Genomic DNA, 23,324 nt, shown 5'->3' with positions numbered 1-23,324 from the left:
CCGTCAGATGCGCACTGGAATCGGCTTTCGGTCCAGTACTGGTGTCCGCATCTGAATCGGCATCTGCGTCTGAGTCCGAATCGGCGTCCGCGTCGGAATCTGCATCAGCGTCGGCATCTGCGTCTGTGTCGGCGTCCGCATCTGCATCCGAATCGGCATCTGCATCTGCGTCGGAATCGGCATCAGCATCTGAATCTGCATCGGCATCCGAATCTGCATCGGTATCCGCGTCTGCATCGGCATCTGCATCGGTATCCGCGTCTGAATCCGAATCGGCATCCGAATCGGCATCCGAATCGGCATCCGAATCGGCATCCGCATCGGCATCTGCATCCGAATCGGAATCTGCATCCGCATCGGCATCTGAATCTGCATCCGCATCGGCATCTGAATCTGCATCGGAATCTGCATCCGCGTCTGCATCTGCATCTGCATCCGCATCAGTATCAGCGTCGGAGTCTGCGTCCGCGTCGGAATCCGCATCGGCATCGGCATCGGCATCAGCATCTGAGTCGGCATCTGCATCCGCATCGGTGTCTGCGTCTGAATCAGCATCAGCATCAGCATCAGCATCTGCATCGGTATCAGCATCAGCATCCGCGTCGGCATCGGTGTCTGCATCTGCATCTGCATCTGCATCGGAATCGGCATCAGCATCAGCATCAGCATCAGCATCAGCATCCGCGTCGGCATCCGAATCAGCGTCTGCGTCAGCGTCCGCATCGGCGTCCGCATCGGCATCCGCGTCGGTGTCGGCATCTGCATCGGTATCGGCATCTGCATCGGAATCGGCGTCCGAATCAACATCGGCGTCAGAGTCGGAATCGGCGTCCGCGTCGGCATCCGCATCCGCATCGGTGTCTGCGTCTGAATCAGCATCAGCGTCTGCGTCGACATCGGCGTCCGTGTCGGAATCTGCATCAGCATCAGCGTCGGCGTCGGTATCCGCATCGGCATCCGTATCCGCATCGGCATCTGTGTCGCATCGGCGTCTGCATCGGAATCGGCATCGGTGTCGGCATCCGCATCAGCATCAGCATCTGAATCTGCATCGGCGTCAGAGTCGGAATCGGCGTCCGCGTCGGCATCCAAATCAGCGTCGGCATCCGAATCAGCGTCTGCATCCGAATCGGCGTCCGAATCGGCGTCCGCATCGGCATCTGCATCGGCATCTGCATCGGTGTCGGCATCCGCATCGGCATCGGCGTCAGAGTCCGCATCGGCATCCGAATCGGCATCGGTGTCTGCATCGGCGTCTGCATCAGCGTCCGCATCGGCGTCCGCATCGGCGTCAGCGTCTGCGTCTGCGTCGGCGTCTGCATCGGCATCAGCATCCGCATCGGCGTCCGAATCGGCATCTGCGTCTGCATCCGCGTCGGCATCAGCATCTGAGTCGGCGTCGGCGTCTGCATCGGAATCTGCATCAGCGTCTGCATCTGCATCGGAATCTGCGTCTGCATCAGCGTCTGCATCGGCATCCTCATCCTCGCCGGCTAGATCATCCCCTTGTTCAGAGGCGGGGAGGGTGAGTTCTTCGATGGGGGTATCATCGGGACTATCAATGCCCGCGGTAGGGTAACCGGCTGTGGGATCGAGGATCTCGCCAGTGAGGTCGAGTATGACATTGGTGTGTCCATCGCCTTCTTCAGCCGGACTTCCGGGGACAGTTGGCGTGGCATTGGGACCAGCGGCTGGGGCTTCAAGAGTTTGGGTAGGGTCTTGCCCAGCAGCAATGTCCTGCTGGATCTGTTCAACGTCCGTTAATGGGGTATCGCTTTCTGGCACCAGCGTGAGGTTGGCGCTATCCCAGTGGGTGTCCCGACCTAAATCGAGGGTTCTGCCATCGGACAATACAATAGAGATGGCGCCAGCGGCACCGGTATCTATTTGATCCCCTTCCTGGATTGTGTCACCTTCAACTAACAGGTGTCTGCTCCCATCTGGGGAAGTCGCAAATACTTGTCCTATAACTGATTTGACGACCCCGATGCTCATAATAGCTGCCCCATATAATCCGCAAGACTTCCGATATTAAATATCTTCCCCACTGTAGCTAAAACGAATAAGTTACTGATGGATTAATACACGCATAATCAGAATGGTTTTTCTGCTGTTTGGTTTTCTGACAATGCAATAGATTGAAAATTTAATTTAAGTAAATGCTTTATTTAAAATATGCCTTCATCTTCGTCATCAATTAAACGTTCCAGACCGCTGAGTTTGAGTCGCGCCTGGGTACGATTAATAAGTTTGCTTTGAGCCGCTTGAGGAAGATCGGTAATACTGATAATTCCTTTACTCATCAATACTTCAATAAGATCTTCAAGGACACGAACCATCTCAAGGTCGCTTTGCTGGAGTCGTTTAAGCGTCGCGTCACGTAGTTCTTGTAAATGAAACCATTCGGTTATTTCTTCGGTTTTGTCTGCATGTTGTTCCACCATTCCTGCAAACGGTGTGGTTTCTATTCGGGTGATGTGTCCTTCAGCATCGCGTTCAATGTAGAACATGTTAAGTCTCCATTTTATTCCCGTTATACTTCAAGTTGTCTGTGCGTTGGCTGCGCTCACTCATCCCAGTCACAGAGTAATCTATGCTCCTGGGAATTCCTGGTTTTGCCGCTTCGTGCAACTCGCATTCTTTAGCGTATATAACTTATTGTTCTGATAATAAACCGGGCTCGCCAAGATAGCGGCCCATTGCACCGTAGAGGCCTATTTTATTGAGTATCGCTAATTCTCCAGATGTTTCCACTCGTTCTGCAATAAGTGGTAGATCAATTTGTCGGGTCGCCCAATACATTGCCTCAATAAACATTCTTTTATCTTCTTCTATATCAATAAGATGAATATAAGCACCGTCGACCTTTATCCAGGCTAATCCCCATTGCGGTAAATTGCCTACTAAATTGAATCGGCCGCCAAAATGCTGAATACCCAGACGACATCCCACTTCTTTCAGTTTTTTTACAACATAGCTAACCCGTTCGGCATCAGGCAGTTCGTTTTCATCTAACTCAAAGGTTAAGCGACTTGCTTGTTTTGGCGAATTTTTTAAGAGATGTAATATCGCATTTAAGTTTTCATCGGTTGCGACAGTTTCGCCGCTTATGCTCAGAGCCAAAGGATATGAATTTTTTATCTTTTCTCGTAGTATTTGTTTTATTATCACTAAGTCCATACGACAATTGAGTGAAAACTGATGTATCCAGGGCATGAAACGTCCGGCAGGTGTTATTTCTCCGTTATCTTCTTTTATTCTTGCCAGAATTTTATAGTGTAAAATACGTTCTGGCTCGCTGCAGGAGAATACAGGCTGAGCAAAAAGAATAAAACTTTCTGTCTTAAGTACATTTTCTAGTTTAATAAGCCATTGGTGTTGACTCTCTTCGCCATAGCTATTTTCGTATATCTGCGGATTAGTAGAATAACGTTTGTCAGATTCAGCTGCTGCCAGAGCATTATCGGCCTGGCTTAATATCGCTTGCGGTGCATCCCCTCTGCGAAAGATAACATGGGCAAAATGCGCAATCGCGGTGTCATCGCCGAACCCGATATCAGAAAAAGATTTCAGTTTAGCGACTAATGTTTGTTCCAGTTCGGGCGGTAAAAGCTCGCCGGTAAGAAGGGCAAATTCACTGCCGCGAACGCGGGCAAGGAAACCGTCGTTAGGCAAAAAGCGAGCCTGAATATCGCGCAAAATATTGGCGATTGATTTCAGCAATTCATCCGTTTTTGCTCCGCCGATCCGCTGGTTTAATCCCATCAGATCTTTAACGCGCAGTAAAATCAGATTGCCGGTTTTATTCTCTTCATCTGTCACTAATGCCTCTAATTTGATATCAAAGGCGCGTCGGTTATTTAACTGGGTCAGGCTGTCGCGATAGGCGGCCTCACGCAAGGATTCCGCCCGTTCTGCTTGCTCATGAAACAAAGCTTTAAGTTGCGTCACCATCATATTGCTGGCTTCGACAACGCGCATCAGTTCGGGGGTTTTCGGCATATCGGTGACTTTGCGAAATTCGCGACGGCAAATCGAAAGCGCCTGCTCAACAACATGATTCAGGGGGCGCAGGCTGCGGTGAAGCATGAACATGGCACACAGGATGCTGATTGAACTGCACAGCCCCAGCCACAGTAAACTGGCTATCATGCTGTCCCAAAGCCGGGTAAGCGCAAACATCGGGTGGCTGACAACTTCAACGCGGGCCGCCTGAATCCAGCCATCCATCACAATAGCGTCACCCACACCGGGACGTAATTTCACCAGATGCACGAACCATTGCGGAACGCTGGAATTCTGTGGCGCGCCTTTGCGCTCGATTAGTGGCTCTCCGTTTTTAACATCAATCAGGCGAATGCTCTCGAAATAGCCGCTATCAAAAATAGAGTCCACCATCAGTTCGGTCATCGCCGGGTCATTCGTGTGTCCGGTCAGGGCAACGCCAAGCGCGGTGGCGGCGTCCTGCGCATGCGAACTCAGTTGATTGCTGTATTGTTCACGCGAGCTTTCAAGCGTAATAAAGTAATTTCCACATAAAAGAGTTAACGTAAACAAACAGATGCCGAGCAGCAGCTGCTTATACAGTGACATGGCATTCTCCTATTCTTGAACGACAAATCCTTCCGCACGCATTCTGGTGAGAAGATCCTGCCAGCGAGATAAACGCTTACTGTCGCCGACACGTTTATTTCCTCCCGCCTGCGGTAGCCATAACCCCTCGCCGTTAAAGGCATAGACAGGGAGAAGATCTCTTCGTTGTGTTGCCGGTAAAATGGCGGTATTTAAATTATCCAGAACCAGCGGAATGGCCTCCGGCGTGGAATACCAGGTCACGACCATATGCGCCTGATTCAGTTTTAACGCTTTCACATACGTGATACGTAACTGGCTGGCAGGCACGCCAAGTTCTCGCAAGGTAAAATATTTGGCTAACGCATAATCTTCGCAGTCACCTTCGCCTTTGCGCAAAAATTGCAGCGGCGTCGCCCAATAATCCACGGTTTTCCAGACCAGTCTGTCATCACGAAAAATCATCTTTTGATTAAAAAACTGATTCACACGCCTGAGCTTATCCTGAGTTGTTTCCTCCGGCAGGGTATTAATCAATTCAGCCCATTGATCAATCCTCTTTTGTGCCGCTGGCGTTGCCGGGCCATATAATGTCTGCGCCCGGGCATTAATCGCAGTGAAATTCCAGCTTGCCCCCAGCCCACCGGGAGAAAAAAGAAACAAAATCAATAGCCAGAACACGAAAAATCGTTTCCAGCCGGAGACTGCTCTGGTTGAGTGGGCGCGCAAATTCATACGACCATGCTATGGAACCGAGTTCCATCAAGTATAGTGAGTGACCTGAGCCCGCCAGTATTTTCGATAGGCGATATACCCTGATAAATAGTGCTCAACATCATCAATCCTGACCCGATAGCTGTGGTGGCGAATAAAAAAACTGCCGACAATACGTGATGGATTTCGAAAAAACATGGCCAGTTCCGGCCAGAAAAAACCATTTGCCAGATAACGGGCGCGAGTTTCCAGAGCCAGATAAAACTTTTCCAAATCGAGTTCTTTTAACAACGACTGATGTTCAGATTCTGCCAGGCGGGAAATCATTTTTGCTGCCGCCATTATCAATTCCAGTAGCGTCGGGTAGGTGGTTACCCGGTTTAGAACAAAGTCGAGGTGCCCTTGCAAATTATCCAGGCCAAACTGATAGTACCGTTGTTGCGGACGATACAGCGTGAGTTCATTCACACAGTAACTCAGCCAGTGGTCGTGCGCCTGCCAGTGTTTCTGGGCGATAAAATAATCCATGGCATGTTCGACGCAGGAAAGCCAGTGAGGATCGTGCGTGATGCCATATAAACGCATCAGTGCGAAAGCCGCTTCACCGTCATAATAGATAATGCGATGCTCAGATTTTACTGATAAATCGGCAGCGTGGAGGACATGAACAAACCCACCAGTTTCTGGGTTTTGCATAGCGCAAATACCCTTTGCCAGCCGATTCATCTGCGCTAAATAACGCTTATCTCCCGTGAGTTCAGTATATTTTGCCATTGCCAGAATGCAAACGGCGTTGCCCCCAAGCTTAATTTCCTCCCCACTGTCGACGAGGAAATCGGCATCGCTGCCATCAGGCAGTTGATAGGGTTTGATGAGCTCTTCGCTAAGAGTAGTTAATGCCTGTTTGATCGCGATGAAGTGTTCATCATTGCGGCTTAATTCCCAGCCCTCCAGCAATGCGTAAGTTGAACTGGCGTGGCGCAAGGTGTTATAGGCGGGGATTGCCCGGTCAAAGCAGGGAAACCAGCCGTATTCGTATCGTCCTGAGGGTTTAATTTGTCGCGCCAGATAATCGGTAGCAGAGAAGATCATCGTGTCCAGGTTATCCTGCCAGCGCGGCAATTGACGATAGCCTGAATTTCGTCCGCTGGATTCAATCGGCAACAGTGCTTTACCGTCGGTGAACAGCGCTCTGGTGGTGAAGCGCCAGACTGGCTGATCTGCCTCCTGCGGCCAGTCGAACCGTGCGCCAAAACGTTGACGCGTGTAATGCGCAAGGTTCTTACTGTTGGGCGTCGCTACGGGCTGGGTGCCATCATAGAGCAACGCATTGGCGGCAATCTCCTGTTCCAGAATCGCATAATTAAACGCGGGATCGAAACTTAGCCCGTAGCGGAAATAGTTACGTTTCGTGGCTGACAATTTCTCGCACAGTTTTCCCCAGGCTAGTTTTTCAACGCGCTCGACAATATCGACTCTCAGCCAGATGATGTCGGCATCCTGAATGCCACGCAGGTTTTGCAGCGCCAGTATCCCGTTATTCCAGGCATCATCGAAACGCTGCCCGCGTCCGCATGCTATATGCGCGCGGCTTTTACCATCGCTGGCGCTGAAAAATATCACCCCGCCAGGAAATGGTGCCGAAAGCGCGCTAATATCCCATTGTGTGGCGGCGGAATGGATATGTGCAAGTAATTGAAGAAGCGCCATTTAAAACCCCGCTATTTTTGCACTGGGTTAATCTTGTCATATTAATAGCAAATTTGTACCGCTGCGAATTGCACTTATCCATAATTTAGGTTTGGGAGAGGAATATGTCGTTTCGGCTGTATCTCTGCACCCTTTTTTTATTCCTCTTATCCGTTAACGTTTTTGCGGATACGCCATTACTATGGAATCAAAAAGCCGTAGGCGCAAATTGTCCAATAACCTCTGATGAGGTGTGGGTTAAATATCCCGGAGGGGTTGATTGTATGCGTTATTTTTCCGCCGGGAATATGCAGAATGCGCCATTGGTAGTGGTGGTGTTCAAAGGCGATCGCACTCCCTTTATCAAGCGCGACCCGAAAACCATCCCGGCGAATACCGCTTCTGCACAACGAAAAATTGCCCGAAAACTCAGTAAACAAACCGGGCTACCCGTGGTCATTGTTGCCAGGCCGGGGACGTACGGTTCCAGCGGCAACCACTATCACCGCAGGCAGCGCAGCGAGTTTCTGGCGCTAAATGCCACTCTGGACAGTCTTCGTGAACGCTACAATATCAAACAGTTCATACTCACCGGCCACAGTGGGGGAGCGACCGCCGCTTCGGCACTGCTTACCTTTGGCCGCGATGATATTCGCTGTGCCATATTGACCTCCGGTGCCTGGGATCTGCTTTATCGTGCAGAAGCGTTGCGTAAAGAACGTGGGGAGCGCAGTGATATGGGAAAAGATATTACGGGCCTGCCAACTCCTTACGATCCGCTTTATCACGTTGACAATATTATTAATGATCCGCAGCGGCGGATCCTGGTTATTGGTAATCTTCAGGATCGACTCACGCCCTTTGCGCTTCAGGTAAAATTTGCGCGGGAATTACGAGAGAAAAAACACCGAGTCACGTTAATTGAATGGCCCGCTTATCCTCCTGAATATCATAATCTTAAAGGAAATCTGGGAGTGAAATATGTCAAACAGTGCAAAACCTCGGGGATGGCGAAGCGCAGAGCTTGAGCGATTGCTTGGCAGTAAATGGACCGTTCGTCCGAAAGCAGACTGGTATGCCGATAATATTGCGCTGACGCTCAACGATAACAAATCGGATCTCGGAAGCTGTTTGTTTATTGCTATGGATGATAAAACCTGGCATGCCGGCTCCGGTAATACCGGTATCTATGCCGGCTGGCAGGACACCCATGAGATTTTAATTAAACATTATGACGTATTCTGTGGTGCGATTGTTCAGCATTATCTTCCTGAACTCCCGGCTGAATTTCCGCAAATGGTCATTAACAATAGCTATGACATATTGCCTGTTTTAGCTGACGAAGCGCGCCGGCGAATGAATGGTCGAATCATTGCCATCACCGGTACCGTGGGAAAATCCTCGACCAAGGATCTGTTGCAGATGTTATTGGCGGAAGAGGGTAGCACTGTGACGACACGCAGGAATCATAATACCCGCACGGGTACGATGGTCAGCCTCGCACGATGTATTACCGATCCGCAATTTTTGGTTCTGGAAGTTGCTATTTCAGCGTTGTGGATGCGCAGTGGCGGCGCAGGTCTGCGGATCAAACCACATATCGCCATCATTACTGAAATAGGCATGACCCAGGTTGGGGATATTGTCAAAACGCTGCACGATACCGCGCGCTTTAAATCCCGACTGTTCAATGCATTATTACCCGGCGGCTATGTGATATTAAACCGCGATATGGATGAATATGATTTTGTTTATCAGGAAGCCATGCGTTATGGGGCGCGGGTCATAAGCTATGGCTTCCATCCTGAATCAGATGTTCCTGTGACGGCCTGTCAGGCGGGCACAGAATATTCATTAATCGAGATCGCATTGAATGGCTCCACGCTTAAGTATCGTCTGAACGTCCCCGGCAAAGGTATGGCGAGAAACTCGGTCGCAGCGCTGATTGCCATGCACGTGTCCGGGTGCAATGTCGAACACGCCGCCAGGCGGCTTGCCCATTTTCGCAATGCCAAAAGTAAGTTACAAACCGGGGTGATGTCGCTGCCTGGCGGCGGTGAAGTGACGCTCATTGATGATAACTACAACGCCACGCTGACGTCGATGTGCAATGCGTTTGACGTCGCGTCGCTGTATCAAATGCGCCCCGGTCAACGACGGGTAGCCGTTCTCGGACGACTGGCTACGCTGGGAGAGCTCGCCAGTGAGAGTCATCGGGCTCTGGCGCAGCCCTTACTACGCGCGGGGTTTGATAAGATCTATCTGCACGGTGCAGAGATGCATGATCTGATCGCTGCACTGCCTGCGGGCGTGGTCAGCGGCCACTTTACGCGCGTGAGCGAAATGGCGAAAACGGTGATGTCTGAACTGAATGCGGGGGATGTCGTTCTGGTTAAAGGCAGCGTTAGCGATTCTGATTTCCACCAGATCGTGCCGCAGATGAAAAACTACCGCCAAAACGCGGCGCTGACCTTACAGAAAGGGCAGACCTCAGGCGTATTAGTCAACCTCACCACCGGCGAACAGCCCATTACGCGACAGACTCAGGCGCTTTTTGCGCCGCGAAACTTAAGCCATCTGCTGCTGATTACCCTTCTTGCTACCCGGCAGCAAGATAAAAACAACCCTCTCCTCAACCCGGTCAGCGCCAGACTCTCTGTGCAGGCCATGATCGTTCACAATGAAAGAGAGGCTGCTAACCATCTTGCACGGCAACTCGCCGGTGATACCACAACGGCGCTCGCGCAGATACAAGAACAGGCAAAAGCGGCAGGTATGCTGGATACTGGGATCCGCAACGTGTCAGGCCTGCCAGGGGATAAACAGCAGACAACAGTGCAGGATATCGTGCGCTGGGTTCAGCATTTTTATTTCCGTTTCCCACATCTATTGCACTGGTTTGCCGATACTGAAATGGTGTCTGAACAGCGGCTTTTTCGCAAAAGCAGCAATATTCAGGCGCTTGGTCGGGCTGCGTACAGCTACAGTTCAGGCGGTGCGCCACGCTGGGGGTTTGCCATTCAAAGACAGGGCAGCCAGCTTTGGCTTGCCTGTGCCGCCGGCGCTGATGATGCGTTCCATCTCGACTATTTACTGGATCAGCTACTGTCGCAGACAGAAAAAGCGCCGCTCCCTGTGGACGAACGGGTTGTGGCTCTCGAGAAAGATGAAGCCACGGTGACATTGTTGGGTGATACCTATTGTGGCGAATGGTATACCCGCCGACGCCAGCGGCGCGGGATCGATGATGCGCTGCAACGCTACGGCTACGATCACCCCTTCCAGGGCATTGCCCCCTTACTGGCCAGGAGCGATCTGACGATGGCGAACTTTGAGGCCGCTCTGAGCGAAAACCTTCAGGGCGCACTGCACGGGCGTAAACCCTTTTGCCTGACCGGCGATCCTCTTGCCACCGCGACGTGTTTAAAAAATCACGGAATTCACGCCGTTTCGCTGGCAAATAATCACGCCATGGATGCCGGGGATACGGGACTGCGCACTACGCTGGAGGCGTTTAAGCAGCAGGGCATTTTAACCTTCGGTGCAGGAATGAATGCCGGGTTGGCTCATGCGCCGTTGACGCTGATTATCAATGGCAGGCGTTTCAAATTCTTCGCAGCCTACTGGTTTCGGCAGTACATGGAGAAAGATTGTGCTTTTTACGCACAGCACAGTCGTCCTGGCGTTGCGTGTATCAGCGGGGGGCTTGTTGAACTGCTGCGCCAGGAAAAGGCGGGAGCCAATCCGGCAACGCTAATTGTGCTTGCCCATTGGGGGCAGGATTACTGCTGGACTGTTCCGCAACAGCGTCTGCTCGCTCAGCGAATTATCGATTCCGGTGCCGATCTGATTATTGGCTCCGGTCCGCATATTCCGGGCGATATTCAGCAGATGGGGCAAAACTGGGTGCTCTACAGTATCGGCAATGCCGTTTTTAACAGTAATGGGGAATATCAGGCACGTGGAATGCCGCCTTATGGGCTGATTGTCCGGATGCGATTAGGCGGTGAAGACCCCGCGCTGGAACTACACCCGGTGTTTACCAATAACCTGGAAACCTTCTGGCAACCCAGACCCGTTAGCGAAGCAGAGTTCAGCCATTTAATTAGCCTGTTGCGTGAACAGGGAACGGTTCTGGCAGAGCGTCCTCAGAATGGAGGGGCATGGATAAAACGGCAAAACGGCGCGCAGCCGGTCATTGTTTTGCCGCTCGATGGTCGATTTGCTGCGGCGGGTTAAGCGTTCTTAATTCGCGCCAGGCAAACCGTCGTGGCGACGATCATCACCAGTGCAAACCAGAACACCGCATGGTAGTTCCAGATTTCGGCGGCAATCCCGGCAAGGGAACCTGCGATAATCCAGCCCACGCGGATGGTATTGGTGTAAAGCGTAGTGGCTGCGCCTGCCTGACCCGGCATCAAGTCCTGAAAATAGAGCATACCAATGCCCCCGAGAATACCGATATAAATCGCGTTCAGCAGCTGTAAACCAAGCAACACCACGGGGGAGTGGGCAAATAGCATCCCGGCATAGAAACAAAAGCCAGCCGTAACGGCGATACACATCAGCAGGCGTTTGCCGAGTCGTTTCGCAAAATAGCCGGCAATGAGCATGGTGGGAATTTCCAGCCCGGCGGCGGTCCCCATCATCACACCCGCGAGTTTTTCCGGGAGATGTAGCTCGTTAATGATGAACAGCGGCATGTTGATGATATACAGACTGTTGGTACCCCACATTAAGGTACAGATCGTAAACAACAGCAGAGTGTCACGTCGGTTACGACGTGGCGCTTCCAGGGTTCCGGTAGCGAGCGTCGTCTCTTTTGGCATAGAGGGCAAGAACAACCACACCATCACACCACAGATGATAAACGCGACGGCGGCGCTCAGATACATCACCGTAAAGCTGAAGCCCATTGCCAGCGCATAAGCCACCGGAGGGCCTATCACCCATGCCAGAGAAACCTGGGCGCGCAAAATAGAGCTGAACATGACCGCTTCCCGCCCCGTGCGATCCGCATGTTCACGGGCGAGGGCAAACATTTGTGGGTTAGCGGTAGAGCCAAAACTACTGAGAAACACCCCAACAAACAGCAAAATAAAGTAATTGCGGTTCCAGGCAAACAGCACGCAGGCCAGCACACCGAGCGCACAGCAAAAGACGATTAACTTTTTGCGGTCCCCTTTTTTATCGGAACGTCCTGCCAGAAACTGGCTCACCAGAATGCCGATTACGGCGCTGCCGGTAAAAAAGAAGCCGACCATTCCCGGACGCGCGTGGACTTCATCGGTTAAAAACAGACTGAGCGTAGGGGTCTGGAGTGCGCCAGCGATTCCGGTGAGAAAGGCGACGATGAGAAAGGCTGTAGACGTTAAATCAAACGTTTTAGGCGCGAGGGCGGCGGGGGTATTGTGCATGTTTCAGTATCGGTGTTGTAACGAGACGCGGAGTCTACGCTGCTTGTCAGAAAATAAACAGATGTCAGAATCAAATTCGACACGAATAATCAAAATACCATTTCATTATTAACGGTGTGTTGCTGACGCCTGCTGAACGAGGTAAGGCGAGCCTCATCTGACGCGTCAGCAAACGGTGCTTCAGGTGACGAAATGTGCATTACTTCTAATTTTCGCAAACAAAATGATGACTTTTCTTGCGTGATGAAGCGGAAAGAGTAAGACTCCTTGAAACGTTTCAGCGCGATCTCCCTTCATCCCGAATGTCGATTCGCGCCTTTTTTCCCAGACAAGCTGAATCGTTTCAATTCAGCAGGAGAGGAGAACCATGTTTCAGTTATCCGTTCAGGACATTCATCCGGGCGAACAGGCCGGAAACAAAGAAGAGGCCATCCGCCAGGTTGCCGCTGCGTTAGTGCAGGCCGGTAACGTAGCAAACGGCTATGTAGACGGCATGCTCGCTCGCGAGCAGCAAACATCCACCTTTCTCGGCAACGGTATTGCGATTCCTCACGGCACGACCGACACCCGCGATCAGGTGCTGAAAACCGGTGTACAGGTGTTTCAGTTTCCACAGGGCGTCACCTGGGGCGAAGGACAGGTGGCATACGTGGCCATTGGTATTGCCGCCAGCTCTGATGAACACCTTGGGCTGCTGCGTCAACTGACGCACGTCCTGAGCGATGATTCCGTTGCGGAACAGCTTAAGTCGGCAACCACCGCTGAAGAGCTGCGTGCGCTGCTGATGGGCGAAAAACAAAGTGAACAGCTGAAGCTGGATAACGAAACGCTGACCTTAGATGTTACCGCCAGTGATTTAGTGACCTTACAGGCGCTGAACGCTGCGCGTCTGAAAGAAGTCGGCGCGGTCGATGCCGTATTCGTGGCGAAAAGCATCAACGAACAGCCAATGAACCTGGGGCAGGGGATCTGGCTCAGCGACAGTGCTGAAGGCAATTTACGCAGCGCTGTTGCGGTAAGCCGTGCGGCGACGGCATTTGACGTCCAGGGCGAAACGGCGGCGCTGTTGGTCACTGTGGCGATGGCAGATGAACAGCCGGTCGCGGTGCTGAAGCGTCTTGGCGATCTCCTGCTGAACAATAAAGCAGACCGTCTGCTGAAAGCAGATGCCGCAAGCGTGCTGGCACTGCTGACCAGCGATGACGCTGTTGCTGACGATGTGCTGAATGCCGAATTTGTCGTACGTAACGAACATGGTTTGCATGCCCGTCCCGGGACCATGCTGGTGAATACCATTAAACAATTTAACAGTGAAATTACCGTGACCAACCTTGATGGAACCGGGAAACCGGCGAATGGACGCAGTTTGATGAAAGTTGTGGCATTAGGTGTGAAGAAAGGGCATCGCCTGCGCTTTACGGCGCAGGGAGCAGATGCTGAACAGGCGTTGAATGCGATTGGTGAAGCCATCGCCGCGGGTCTTGGGGAGGGCGCATAATGACCAGACGTGTTGCCACCATCACCCTTAACCCGGCCTATGACCTGGTAGGTTTTTGCCCTGATATTGAACGCGGCGAAGTAAATCTGGTGAAAACCACCGGCCTGCATGCCGCAGGTAAGGGCATCAACGTCGCCAAAGTACTTAAAGATCTGGGCATTGACGTTACGGTCGGTGGCTTTCTTGGCAAAGACAACCAGGATGGCTTTCAGCAACTGTTCAGTGAACTGGGCATTGCAAACCGCTTTCAGGTAGTACAAGGGCGTACCCGCATTAACGTCAAGCTGACGGAAAAAGATGGTGAAGTGAGTGATTTCAACTTCTCCGGCTTTGAAGTTACTCCCGCTGACTGGGAGCGTTTTGTCAATGATTCCCTGAGCTGGCTGGGTCAGTTCGACATGGTCTGTGTCAGCGGCAGTTTACCGACCGGCGTCAGTCCGGAGGCGTTCACCGACTGGATGACGCGTCTGCGTAGCCAGTGTCCTTGCATTATCTTTGATAGTAGCCGTGAAGCGTTAGTCGCCGGTCTGAAAGCGGCACCCTGGCTGGTGAAACCAAACCGTCGCGAACTGGAAATCTGGGCGGGTCGCAAGCTGCCGGAAATGAAAGATGTTATCGACGCGGCGCATGCGCTGCGTGAACAGGGGATCGCGCATGTAGTGATTTCCCTGGGGGCGGAGGGCGCGCTCTGGGTAAACGCCTCAGGCGAATGGATTGCCAAACCACCTGCAGTTGATGTGGTTAGCACCGTCGGTGCCGGTGATTCGATGGTTGGCGGCCTGATTTATGGTCTGCTGATGCGCGAATCCAGTGAGCATACGCTGCGCCTGGCGACTGCCGTTGCCGCGCTGGCGGTCAGCCAGAGCAATGTGGGTATTACCGATCGTCCTCAGTTGGCCGCAATGATGGCGCGCGTCGACTTACAACCTTTTAACTGACAGCAGGAGAGGCATAATGAAAACGCTGCTGATTATTGATGCTAACCTCGGACAAGCCCGCGCTTACATGGCGAAAACGCTGCTCGGCGCAGCGGCACCCAAGGCGCATCTGGAAATCATCGACAACCCGAATGACGCTGAGCTGGCGATCGTACTGGCTGATACCCTCCCGAACGACAGCGCGCTGAACGGTAAAAAAGTCTGGCTGGGCGACATTGCCCGTGCGGTAGCGCATCCGGAACTGTTCCTGAGCGAGGCAAAAGGCCATGCGAAGGAGTACAGCGCGCCGGTAGCAGCCACCCCGGTTGCTGCGGCCACGGGTCCGAAGCGCGTTGTCGCGGTGACCGCATGCCCGACTGGCGTCGCCCATACCTTTATGGCGGCGGAAGCAATTGAAACCGAAGCGAAAAAACGCGGCTGGTGGGTGAAAGTGGAAACCCGTGGTTCCGTGGGGGCAGGCAATGCCATCACTCCGGAAGAGGTGGCACAGGCGGATCTGGTGATTGTGGCGGCGGACATCGAAGTGGATCTGGCAAAATTTGCCGGTAAGCCGATGTACCGTACCTCAACCGGTCTGGCGCTGAAGAAAACCGCGCAGGAACTGGATAACGCCGTCGCTCAGGCCGTTGTGTTTGAGCCAGCGGGTAAAACCCAGACTGCCGCGAGCGAAGGGAAGAAAGAGAGTGCAGGCGCGTATCGTCACCTGCTGACCGGGGTGTCCTATATGCTGCCGATGGTGGTGGCGGGCGGTCTGTGTATTGCGCTCTCCTTTGCTTTTGGTATTGAAGCGTTTAAAGAGCCCGGCACACTGGCTGCGGCGCTGATGCAAATTGGTGGCGGTTCTGCCTTTGCGCTGATGGTGCCGGTACTGGCTGGCTATATCGCGTTCTCCATTGCCGACCGTCCGGGTCTGACGCCGGGCCTTATCGGCGGTATGTTAGCCGTGAGTACTGGCTCTGGATTTATCGGCGGGATTATTGCCGGCTTCCTTGCGGGTTATGTGGCGAAGGCGATCAGTACGCAACTGAAGCTGCCACAGAGTATGGAAGCGCTGAAACCGATCCTGATCATTCCGTTGATCTCCAGCCTCGTGGTTGGGCTGGCGATGATCTACCTGATCGGTAAACCGGTGGCTAGCATTCTTGCTGGTCTGACACACTGGCTGCAAACCATGGGGACGGCAAACGCTGTGCTGCTGGGTGCTATTCTCGGCGGCATGATGTGTACCGACATGGGGGGACCCGTCAACAAAGCGGCTTATGCCTTTGGGGTCGGACTGCTGAGTACGCAGACTTACGCTCCCATGGCGGCGATTATGGCGGCTGGTATGGTCCCTCCGCTGGCACTGGGTCTGGCAACGATTGTTGCGCGTCGTAAGTTCGACAAAGCGCAGCAGGAAGGGGGTAAAGCTGCGCTGGTTCTTGGACTGTGCTTTATCACCGAAGGGGCGATTCCTTTTGCCGCTCGCGATCCGATGCGTGTTCTGCCGTGCTGTATCGTCGGCGGTGCGCTGACGGGGGCTATTTCCATGGCGGTGGGCGCGAAACTGATGGCACCGCACGGTGGCCTGTTCGTGCTGCTGATCCCTGGCGCGATTACCCCGGTACTGGGTTATCTGGTGGCGATTGTCGCCGGTACGCTGGTTGCGGGTCTGGCCTATGCCTTCCTGAAGCGTCCGGAAGCGGAAGCTGTCGCCAAAGCGGCTTAAGTTCACCTTCCTTAATCAAGGGCAGAGAAATCTCTGCCCTTTTTCTTTTTGTGTCCCCTGTCTCAAATTCTCCCCTCATTACATTCCGTCCCTGGCTAAAACTGTGACCCTGTTCATATCTGCCAGTTTTTGCGCCTTTGCACCCGTTTACTTTCATTAAAACAAGCCTACTATAAACACATGTTTGATTATGAACATGTGTTTAAATAGTTTTAATTGAAACGGTGAATAGTCTTAGCGGACTTATTTTCATGGTATTTAGATACCAGGGGACGTGCTATGCGCGAAAAGGAATGCATCATCACCATTGGCTCTGCCAATATGGATGTTGCCGGGTATTCTCATGCTTCATTAAATTATGCGGATTCAAATCCCGGTAAAATTAAATTTACGCCCGGTGGCGTGGGACGCAATATTGCACACAACCTTGCGTTACTGGGAAAAAACTCCTGGCTAATGACCGCGGTGGGAAATGATTTTTATGGTCAATCCTTACTGGCTCAAACGAATCAGTCAGGCGTGCATGTTGATAATTGCCTAATTGTTTCCGGTGAAAATACATCAAGTTATTTATCGCTGCTGGATAATACCGGAGAAATGCTGGTTGCCATTAATGATATGAGTATTACCGACCATATCTCGGCCACATTTTTAGCCCAGCACGAAGCGTTTATTCGCGATGCCAGCGTTATTGTCGCGGACTGTAATATCAGTGAAGACGCGCTGGGGTGGTTGCTGGAGCACGCAGGCGATGTACCGGTATTTGTCGACCCGGTATCTGCCTGGAAATGCGTCAAAATTCGTGACCGCTTATCCCAGATCCATACCCTCAAACCCAACCGCCTTGAAGCGGAAACCCTGAGCGGCATTGCGCTTTCCGGACATGAAGATGTCGAGAAAGTTGCCGCCTGGTTCCATGCGAGAGGCCTGAATCGTCTGGTGCTCAGTATGGGCGGCGATGGGGTGTATTACAGCGAGAAGGGCGGAGAAAGCGGTTGGTCGCAGCCCATCAAAACTCAGGTCGTGAATGTCACTGGCGCAGGCGATGCCATGATGGCAGGGCTCGCGTCCTGCTGGGTAGAGGGAATGTCCTTTACCGACTCTATTCGATTTGCGCAGGGTTGTTCATCAATGGCATTAGCCAGTGAATATACCAATAACCCTGAATTATCTGTTGCGAATGTCAGAACCCTAGTGGAGAACACCGAATGTCAGCATTAACACTTTCCCCAGAATTATTACATATTTCCCCGGAAGTTCAGGACGCTATCGATAATAAAAAGCCGATTGTCGCACTTGAATCCACGATTATATCTCATGGCATGCCTTTCCCGCAGAATGCGCAAACAGCCATTGAAGTGGAAGAGACAATTCGCAAACACGGTGCAGTTCCTGCGACAATTGCCATTATTGGCGGCGTAATGAAAGTGGGTTTAAGTAAAGAAGAAATTGAATTATTAGGTCGTGAAGGACATAGCGTCACCAAAGTCAGTCGTCGCGATTTACCTTTCGTTGTCGCTGCCGGAAAAAATGGTGCGACTACTGTAGCCTCTACCATGATTATTGCCGCACTGGCTGGAATTAAAGTTTTTGCAACCGGTGGTATTGGTGGTGTACATCGTGGAGCAGAACATACTTTTGATATTTCTGCTGACCTTCAGGAACTGGCGCATACCAATGTTACGGTGGTTTGTGCCGGCGCCAAATCTATTCTCGACCTGGGCCTTACCACCGAATATTTAGAAACGTTCGGCGTACCGTTAATTGGTTATCAGACCAAAGCGCTGCCTGCGTTTTTCTGCCGTACCAGCCCGTTTGAAGTCAGCATTCGCCTTGACAGCGCGCAAGAGATTGCCCGCGCCATGGCGGTGAAATGGCAGACCGGTCTGAATGGCGGTCTGGTCGTCGCGAATCCAATCCCGGAAAGCTACGCGATGGCTGAAGAAGAGATCAACGGTGCGATTGACCAGGCCGTGAGAGAAGCTGAAGAGCAGGGCGTTGTCGGCAAAGAAAGCACACCGTTCCTGCTGGCGCGCGTTGCAGAACTGACAGGAGGCGACAGCCTAAAGTCCAATATCCAGCTGGTGTTCAACAACGCGGTTCTGGCCTGCGAAATTGCGAAGGAATATCAACGCATCGCCTGACAATAACGGACGGGCAGTATGTGGTCGCCCGATATAACCAAAACCTGGCCTCGCGCCGGGTTTCCTGGCATGAAGGGAAATCATTATGGACATAATGAGAAGTTTGGTGGGGATGGTGGTATTGCTGGCGATTGCCTGGATACTGTCAGTGAATAAAAAACGCATCAGTTTACGTACCGTAGGTGCCGCGCTGATACTGCAAATCGCCATTGGTGGGATCATGCTGTATTTCCCACCGGGGAAATGGCTGGTGGAGCAGGCGGCCTTAGGCGTGCATAAAGTGATGTCATACAGTGACGCGGGCAGTGCCTTTATCTTTGGTTCTCTGGTAGGGCCAAAAATGGACGTGCTGTTTGATGGCGCTGGCTTTATCTTTGCCTTCCGCGTGCTGCCGGCCATTATTTTTGTTACCGCGCTGATCAGCCTGCTTTATTACATCGGCGTGATGGGGCTGCTGATCCGTATTCTGGGCGGGATCTTCCAGAAGGCGTTGAATATCAGCAAGATTGAGTCGTTTGTTGCTGTGACGACCATTTTCCTCGGACAGAATGAAATACCGGCGATTGTGAAACCCTTTATCGATCGTCTGAATCGTAATGAGCTGTTCACGGCTATTTGTAGCGGTATGGCTTCCATTGCCGGTTCGATGATGATTGGCTATGCCGGCATGGGCGTGCCGATTGATTACCTGCTGGCTGCGTCATTAATGGCGATTCCTGGCGGGATCCTGTTCGCCCGTATTCTGAGTCCGGCGACGGAAGCCTCGCAGGTGACTTTCGAAAACCTCTCTTTCACGGAAACGCCGCCGAAAAGTATTATTGAAGCGGCCGCCAGCGGGGCGATGACCGGGCTGAAAATTGCCGCCGGTGTGGCCACGGTTGTCATGGCGTTTGTGGCGATCATCGCATTGCTGAACGGGATTATTGGCGGTATCAGCAGTGCCGCAGGGTTCGGTCCGGCTTCGCTGGAAGGCATTTTCGGTTATATTCTTGCGCCGCTGGCGTGGATCATGGGCGTTGACTGGAGTGACGCGACGCTGGCAGGTAGCCTGATTGGGCAGAAACTGGCGATCAACGAGTTCGTTGCTTACCTTAACTTCTCACCGTACCTGCAGGCGGGTAGCACTCTGGATGTAAAAACCATCGCGATTATCTCTTTCGCGCTGTGTGGGTTCGCTAACTTTGGCTCGATCGGCGTGGTAGTGGGGGCATTCTCCGCCATATCACCGAAGCGTGCGCCGGAAATCGCCCAGTTGGGTATGCGCGCATTGGCAGCGGCCACGCTCTCAAACCTGATGAGTGCGACCATTGCCGGGTTCTTTATTGGCTTAGCCTAGTTGAAGTGTGTGCCGGATGGCGACGCGTAGCGTCTTATCCGGCCTACAAATCGCGGCGTAGGCCTGATAAGCGCAGCGCTATCAGGCGTTCAATTTTAACAGATATAACGCGTTGTCAGCGGAAAGCGTCGGGTTGTTGATGCTCATGCTGGCGCGCGATAATGCCGCACAGGCCATCGCGAAATTCGCACTCTCACGGAAATCACTCCCCTCCAGGAAGCTATAGATCAGCCCGGCCATAAAACCGTCGTCGGCACCAAAGCTGTCCATGACCGTATGCTCAGGCGGTGTGAGTAAGAACTGTTCACCCTCCTTCTGACTGCAAAAAACGGATTCATCTTCCAGGCAGACAAATATCTGCTGAACGCCCTGCTGATGCAGCGCATTGACTGCCGCAAGCCGATCAGCATCGCTGTTAATGGGCTGGCCCCATAAAATCTCCAGCTCTTTTTGCGTCGGCTTCAGGGTATGGATACGGGAGAACCAGGTTTTGACTTTGACCGCCTTAAACTCGGAAACCGTATCAATGAAGACCGGGATGTCGTCGGCCACGGTAAAGACCCACTCAATGGCTTCGGGTGTCAGGTTACAGTCCGCCAGCACAACCCCGGAATGGCGGATCAGATCTCGTGAACCGTTTAACAACTGAGGCGTGAGCTGTTGCAGGATGTTCGTGTCGTTAATCGCCAGCACCGTCTCTTCCTGCTGGTTGGCGATAGAAAGATAGGTTGAGGTGTTATGCCCGTGCAGTCGGATACAGCTGGAGATATTTACGCCCGCCTGGCGCGTTTGTTCCAGTAGCGTTTCGCCGTAAAAATCGCTGCCGACGGCGGAAATAAGGTGCACGTCGCGCCCCAACAGCGCGAGGTTATGGGCGATATTGCGCCCGACCCCGCCCGCAGAACAGTGAATGCTGCCCGGGTGAGAGGCCGACTGCGGATAATGGATATCCGCGACGCCGCGAATATCCATATTAATCGCCCCGACAACCACACAATACGCCTGCTCGGTAAGGATATACCCCTTGCCCTTAATGACCCCTTTACGCATCAGGTCCATGATGTGCGCAGCGACGCGGGAACGGCTGATCTGCAAAATATAGGCAATCTCATTTTGCTGTATCAGCGGGTTGCGACGCAGGATTTTGAGTATCTGCTTTTCCCTGTCATTCATGGTCAGGCCACCACCTTCTCAATGTGTTGCGCCTTCAGCCACGCAATCTCTTCAGCCCAGATATCCGGGTTAATGGTTTCCAGCACCAGCGGGATACCGTCAAAACGCGAGTCCTGCATGATCCAGCGAAACGCCTCATGACCGATGTTACCTTCGCCCAGACTATGGTGACGGTCAACGCGGCTGCCAAAGGCGCTTTTCGCGTCGTTCAGGTGCATACCACGCAGATACTTGAAGCCGACAATGCGTTCAAATTCCGCAAAGGTTTTTTCACAGTCGTTAGCGGAACGTAGATCATAACCCGCCGCAAAGGCATGGCAGGTGTCAATGCAAACGCCAACGCGGGATTTATCTTCCACGCCGTCGATGATGGCGGCGAGATGTTCAAATTTGAAACCAAGGTTGCTACCTTGGCCGGCGGTATTTTCGATCACCGCTGTCACGCCTTCGGTGCGGGAAAGGGCGATATTGATCGACTCGGCAATTTTCGCCAGGCATTCCTCCTCCGGAATTTGTTGTAGATGGCTGCCGGGGTGGAAGTTAAGCAGGGATAAACCGAGTTGCTCACAGCGCTGCATTTCGTCAATAAAGGCTTCGCGGGATTTATCCAGCGCGTCATTGACCGGGTGGCCGAGGTTGATCAGATAACTGTCATGCGGAAGGATTTGCGCGGAGGTGTAATGGTATTTTTCGCAGGCAGCTTTAAAGTCATCGATGATTTCCGCGGTGAGCGGGGCGGCGCGCCACTGACGCTGATTCTTGGTGAATAGCGCAAACGCGGTGGCCCCGATTTCCGCAGCGCGAATTGCGGCATTTGCCAAACCGCCAGCAGCGCTGACGTGCGCTCCGATGTACTTCATAAAAGACTCCTGTTAACCCTATACGCTTCATCCTTCACACTGTCTCTGCGTATGCCGCCTTGATACAGCGCGAATGCTATTGCGTATAAAAATACGATCGACAAACAATCTCCAATCATAACGGGTTAACAGGGTCAGGTTATAGTGCTTTATGCAATTACGTGATGAACCAGGACGTTAATCAAACCACCGCCAACAATCAGCCAGACAAACAGTATCAGTGCCATGAGTAGCGGTTTTGCGCCGGCTTTTTTCAGTGCGCTAACGTGTGTGGTTAACCCTAACGCCGCCATTGCCATCGCCAGCAGTACCGTATCCAGCGTTATCAGCATCTCTACGACCGCTTTTGGCAACAGATGGAATGAGTTAAACATCGCCACCACAATAAACATCACCGCAAACCAGGGAATGGTGATTTTGCTTTTCTCACCACCCGTCGCTGGGGAAAGCTGCTTAACCCGAGCGGCGAGGACGATCAGGAACGGAGCGAGCATCATTACACGCAGCATTTTGGCAATGACCGCTGCGTTTTCGGCATCCGGGTTAATCGCGTGGCCCGCTGCGACCACCTGCGCCACCTCATGCATGGTGGAACCAATGTAGATGCCGTAAGTCTCCGGACTAAACCAGTGTGCCAGCAGCGGGTACATGGCCGGGTACAGGAAAATGGCCAGCGTACCGAAGATCACCACCGTCGCAACCGCCACCGTGACTTTGCTGGCTTCAGCTTTGACCACCGGTTCTGTTGCCAGTACCGCCGCTGCGCCGCAGATGCTGCTGCCCGCGCCGATGAGCCAACTGGTATGCCGGTCCAGACCAAACACTTTTTGTCCCAGAAAACAGGCCAGCATGAAGGTACTGGAAAGCGTCAGAATGTCTATCGCAATACCGCTTACGCCAACGTCAGCAATTTGTGCGAAGGTCAGTCGAAAGCCGTAGAGGATGATCCCCAGACGTAATAAATGCTGCTTGGCGAACAGGACGCCGCCATCACAGCTTTTCCAGATGTGCGGATAGACCGTATTGCCGATGACCATCCCCACGAGAATGGCTAAGGTGAGGGCGCTGAACCCGGCCCCCGCAACGGCGGGGATGGAACCTCCCCACAGGGCTACCGCGGTGATCGCTGCACTCAGGGCAAGCCCTGGAATAAAATGCCATGCTGTACGTCGATGATTCTGTAAGGTGAGTTCTGTCATAACCTTCTCCTTTTGCATGGCGAAATGTTATGGCGATCTGGTTTAAAAATAAAATTGATTATATATTTATAATTAA

General features: G+C 52.5%; 17 protein-coding genes. 8 read left to right on the top strand and 9 right to left on the bottom strand.

Going from position 1 to position 23,324, the window contains the following annotated elements:
- Positions 1–3 precede the first annotated feature (3 nt).
- From HVY19_RS13275 to HVY19_RS13255, 5 genes are all read right to left on the bottom strand, one after another.
- Positions 4–1,995, bottom strand: coding sequence for a retention module-containing protein (locus HVY19_RS13275; protein WP_181681048.1), 1,992 nt, complete (start codon positions 1,993–1,995; stop codon positions 4–6).
- A gap of 173 nt (positions 1,996–2,168) precedes the next feature.
- Entirely contained in the window at positions 2,169–2,510 is a 342-nt protein-coding gene (locus HVY19_RS13270) for a tryptophan synthase subunit beta (protein ID WP_181681047.1), read from the bottom strand.
- 145 nt (positions 2,511–2,655) lie between these two features.
- Positions 2,656–4,593 (bottom strand): LapD/MoxY N-terminal periplasmic domain-containing protein, encoded by a 1,938-nt coding sequence (locus tag HVY19_RS13265; protein ID WP_181681046.1) that lies wholly within the window; start codon positions 4,591–4,593, stop codon positions 2,656–2,658.
- 9 nt (positions 4,594–4,602) lie between these two features.
- The gene (gene lapG, locus HVY19_RS13260) at positions 4,603–5,307 is read right to left on the bottom strand and encodes a cysteine protease LapG (protein WP_181681045.1); all 705 of its coding nucleotides are present in this window, start codon (positions 5,305–5,307) and stop codon (positions 4,603–4,605) included.
- 27 nt (positions 5,308–5,334) lie between these two features.
- A complete protein-coding gene (locus HVY19_RS13255) occupies positions 5,335–6,996 on the bottom strand; it encodes a Mur ligase (RefSeq protein WP_181681044.1) in 1,662 nt (553 codons plus the stop codon).
- 263 nt (positions 6,997–7,259) lie between these two features.
- Between HVY19_RS13255 and HVY19_RS13250 the strand changes: the two genes are divergently transcribed.
- Together HVY19_RS13250 and HVY19_RS13245 are read left to right on the top strand one after the other, a co-directional pair.
- A complete protein-coding gene (locus HVY19_RS13250; RefSeq protein WP_249419081.1) occupies positions 7,260–8,003 on the top strand; it encodes a prolyl oligopeptidase family serine peptidase in 744 nt (247 codons plus the stop codon).
- Positions 7,957–11,214 (top strand): CapA family protein, encoded by a 3,258-nt coding sequence (locus HVY19_RS13245; protein ID WP_181681043.1) that lies wholly within the window; start codon positions 7,957–7,959, stop codon positions 11,212–11,214. The genes HVY19_RS13250 and HVY19_RS13245 overlap by 47 nt, the downstream gene beginning before the upstream one ends.
- Here HVY19_RS13245 and setB read toward each other — a convergent pair.
- On the bottom strand, positions 11,211–12,392 hold the full coding sequence (gene setB / locus HVY19_RS13240) for a sugar efflux transporter SetB (protein ID WP_181681042.1): 1,182 nt from the start codon (positions 12,390–12,392) through the stop codon (positions 11,211–11,213). The genes HVY19_RS13245 and setB overlap by 4 nt on opposite strands.
- 367 nt (positions 12,393–12,759) lie before the next feature.
- Here setB and fruB point away from each other — a divergent pair, with 367 nt between their 5' ends.
- From fruB to HVY19_RS13210, 6 genes are all read left to right on the top strand, one after another.
- On the top strand, positions 12,760–13,890 hold the full coding sequence (gene fruB / locus HVY19_RS13235; RefSeq protein ID WP_181681041.1) for a fused PTS fructose transporter subunit IIA/HPr protein: 1,131 nt from the start codon (positions 12,760–12,762) through the stop codon (positions 13,888–13,890).
- Positions 13,890–14,828 carry a 1-phosphofructokinase gene (fruK, locus tag HVY19_RS13230; protein ID WP_181681040.1) on the top strand — a complete coding sequence of 313 codons (939 nt, stop codon included), beginning with the start codon at positions 13,890–13,892 and terminating at the stop codon, positions 14,826–14,828. Before fruB ends, fruK begins: the two co-directional genes overlap by 1 nt.
- Positions 14,829–14,844: 16 nt before the next feature.
- On the top strand, positions 14,845–16,536 hold the full coding sequence (gene fruA / locus HVY19_RS13225) for a PTS fructose transporter subunit IIBC (protein ID WP_181681039.1): 1,692 nt from the start codon (positions 14,845–14,847) through the stop codon (positions 16,534–16,536).
- A gap of 279 nt (positions 16,537–16,815) precedes the next feature.
- On the top strand, positions 16,816–17,757 hold the full coding sequence (locus HVY19_RS13220; RefSeq protein WP_181681038.1) for a pseudouridine kinase: 942 nt from the start codon (positions 16,816–16,818) through the stop codon (positions 17,755–17,757).
- A complete protein-coding gene (locus HVY19_RS13215; protein WP_181681037.1) occupies positions 17,745–18,680 on the top strand; it encodes a pseudouridine-5'-phosphate glycosidase in 936 nt (311 codons plus the stop codon). Before HVY19_RS13220 ends, HVY19_RS13215 begins: the two co-directional genes overlap by 13 nt.
- Before the next feature lie 85 nt (positions 18,681–18,765).
- Entirely contained in the window at positions 18,766–20,016 is a 1,251-nt protein-coding gene (locus tag HVY19_RS13210; protein ID WP_181681036.1) for a NupC/NupG family nucleoside CNT transporter, read from the top strand.
- Positions 20,017–20,097: 81 nt separating this feature from the next.
- Here HVY19_RS13210 and HVY19_RS13205 read toward each other — a convergent pair whose 3' ends face one another.
- The 3 genes from HVY19_RS13205 to HVY19_RS13195 all read right to left on the bottom strand — a co-directional run bounded on the left by HVY19_RS13205 (position 20,098) and on the right by HVY19_RS13195 (position 23,248).
- Positions 20,098–21,189 (bottom strand): sugar kinase, encoded by a 1,092-nt coding sequence (locus HVY19_RS13205; protein ID WP_181681035.1) that lies wholly within the window; start codon positions 21,187–21,189, stop codon positions 20,098–20,100.
- A gap of 2 nt (positions 21,190–21,191) precedes the next feature.
- Positions 21,192–22,049 carry a deoxyribonuclease IV gene (nfo, locus tag HVY19_RS13200; RefSeq protein WP_181681034.1) on the bottom strand — a complete coding sequence of 286 codons (858 nt, stop codon included), beginning with the start codon at positions 22,047–22,049 and terminating at the stop codon, positions 21,192–21,194.
- 149 nt (positions 22,050–22,198) lie between these two features.
- Complete coding sequence (locus tag HVY19_RS13195) at positions 22,199–23,248, bottom strand: YeiH family protein (RefSeq protein WP_181681033.1); 1,050 nt, start codon at positions 23,246–23,248, stop codon at positions 22,199–22,201.
- Positions 23,249–23,324: the final 76 nt, after the last annotated feature.

This window comes from Citrobacter sp. RHB25-C09 (assembly GCF_013836145.1).
Taxonomy (GTDB): Bacteria; Pseudomonadota; Gammaproteobacteria; order Enterobacterales; family Enterobacteriaceae; genus Citrobacter_A.
This window is presented reverse-complemented; position numbering and strand designations above follow the sequence as displayed.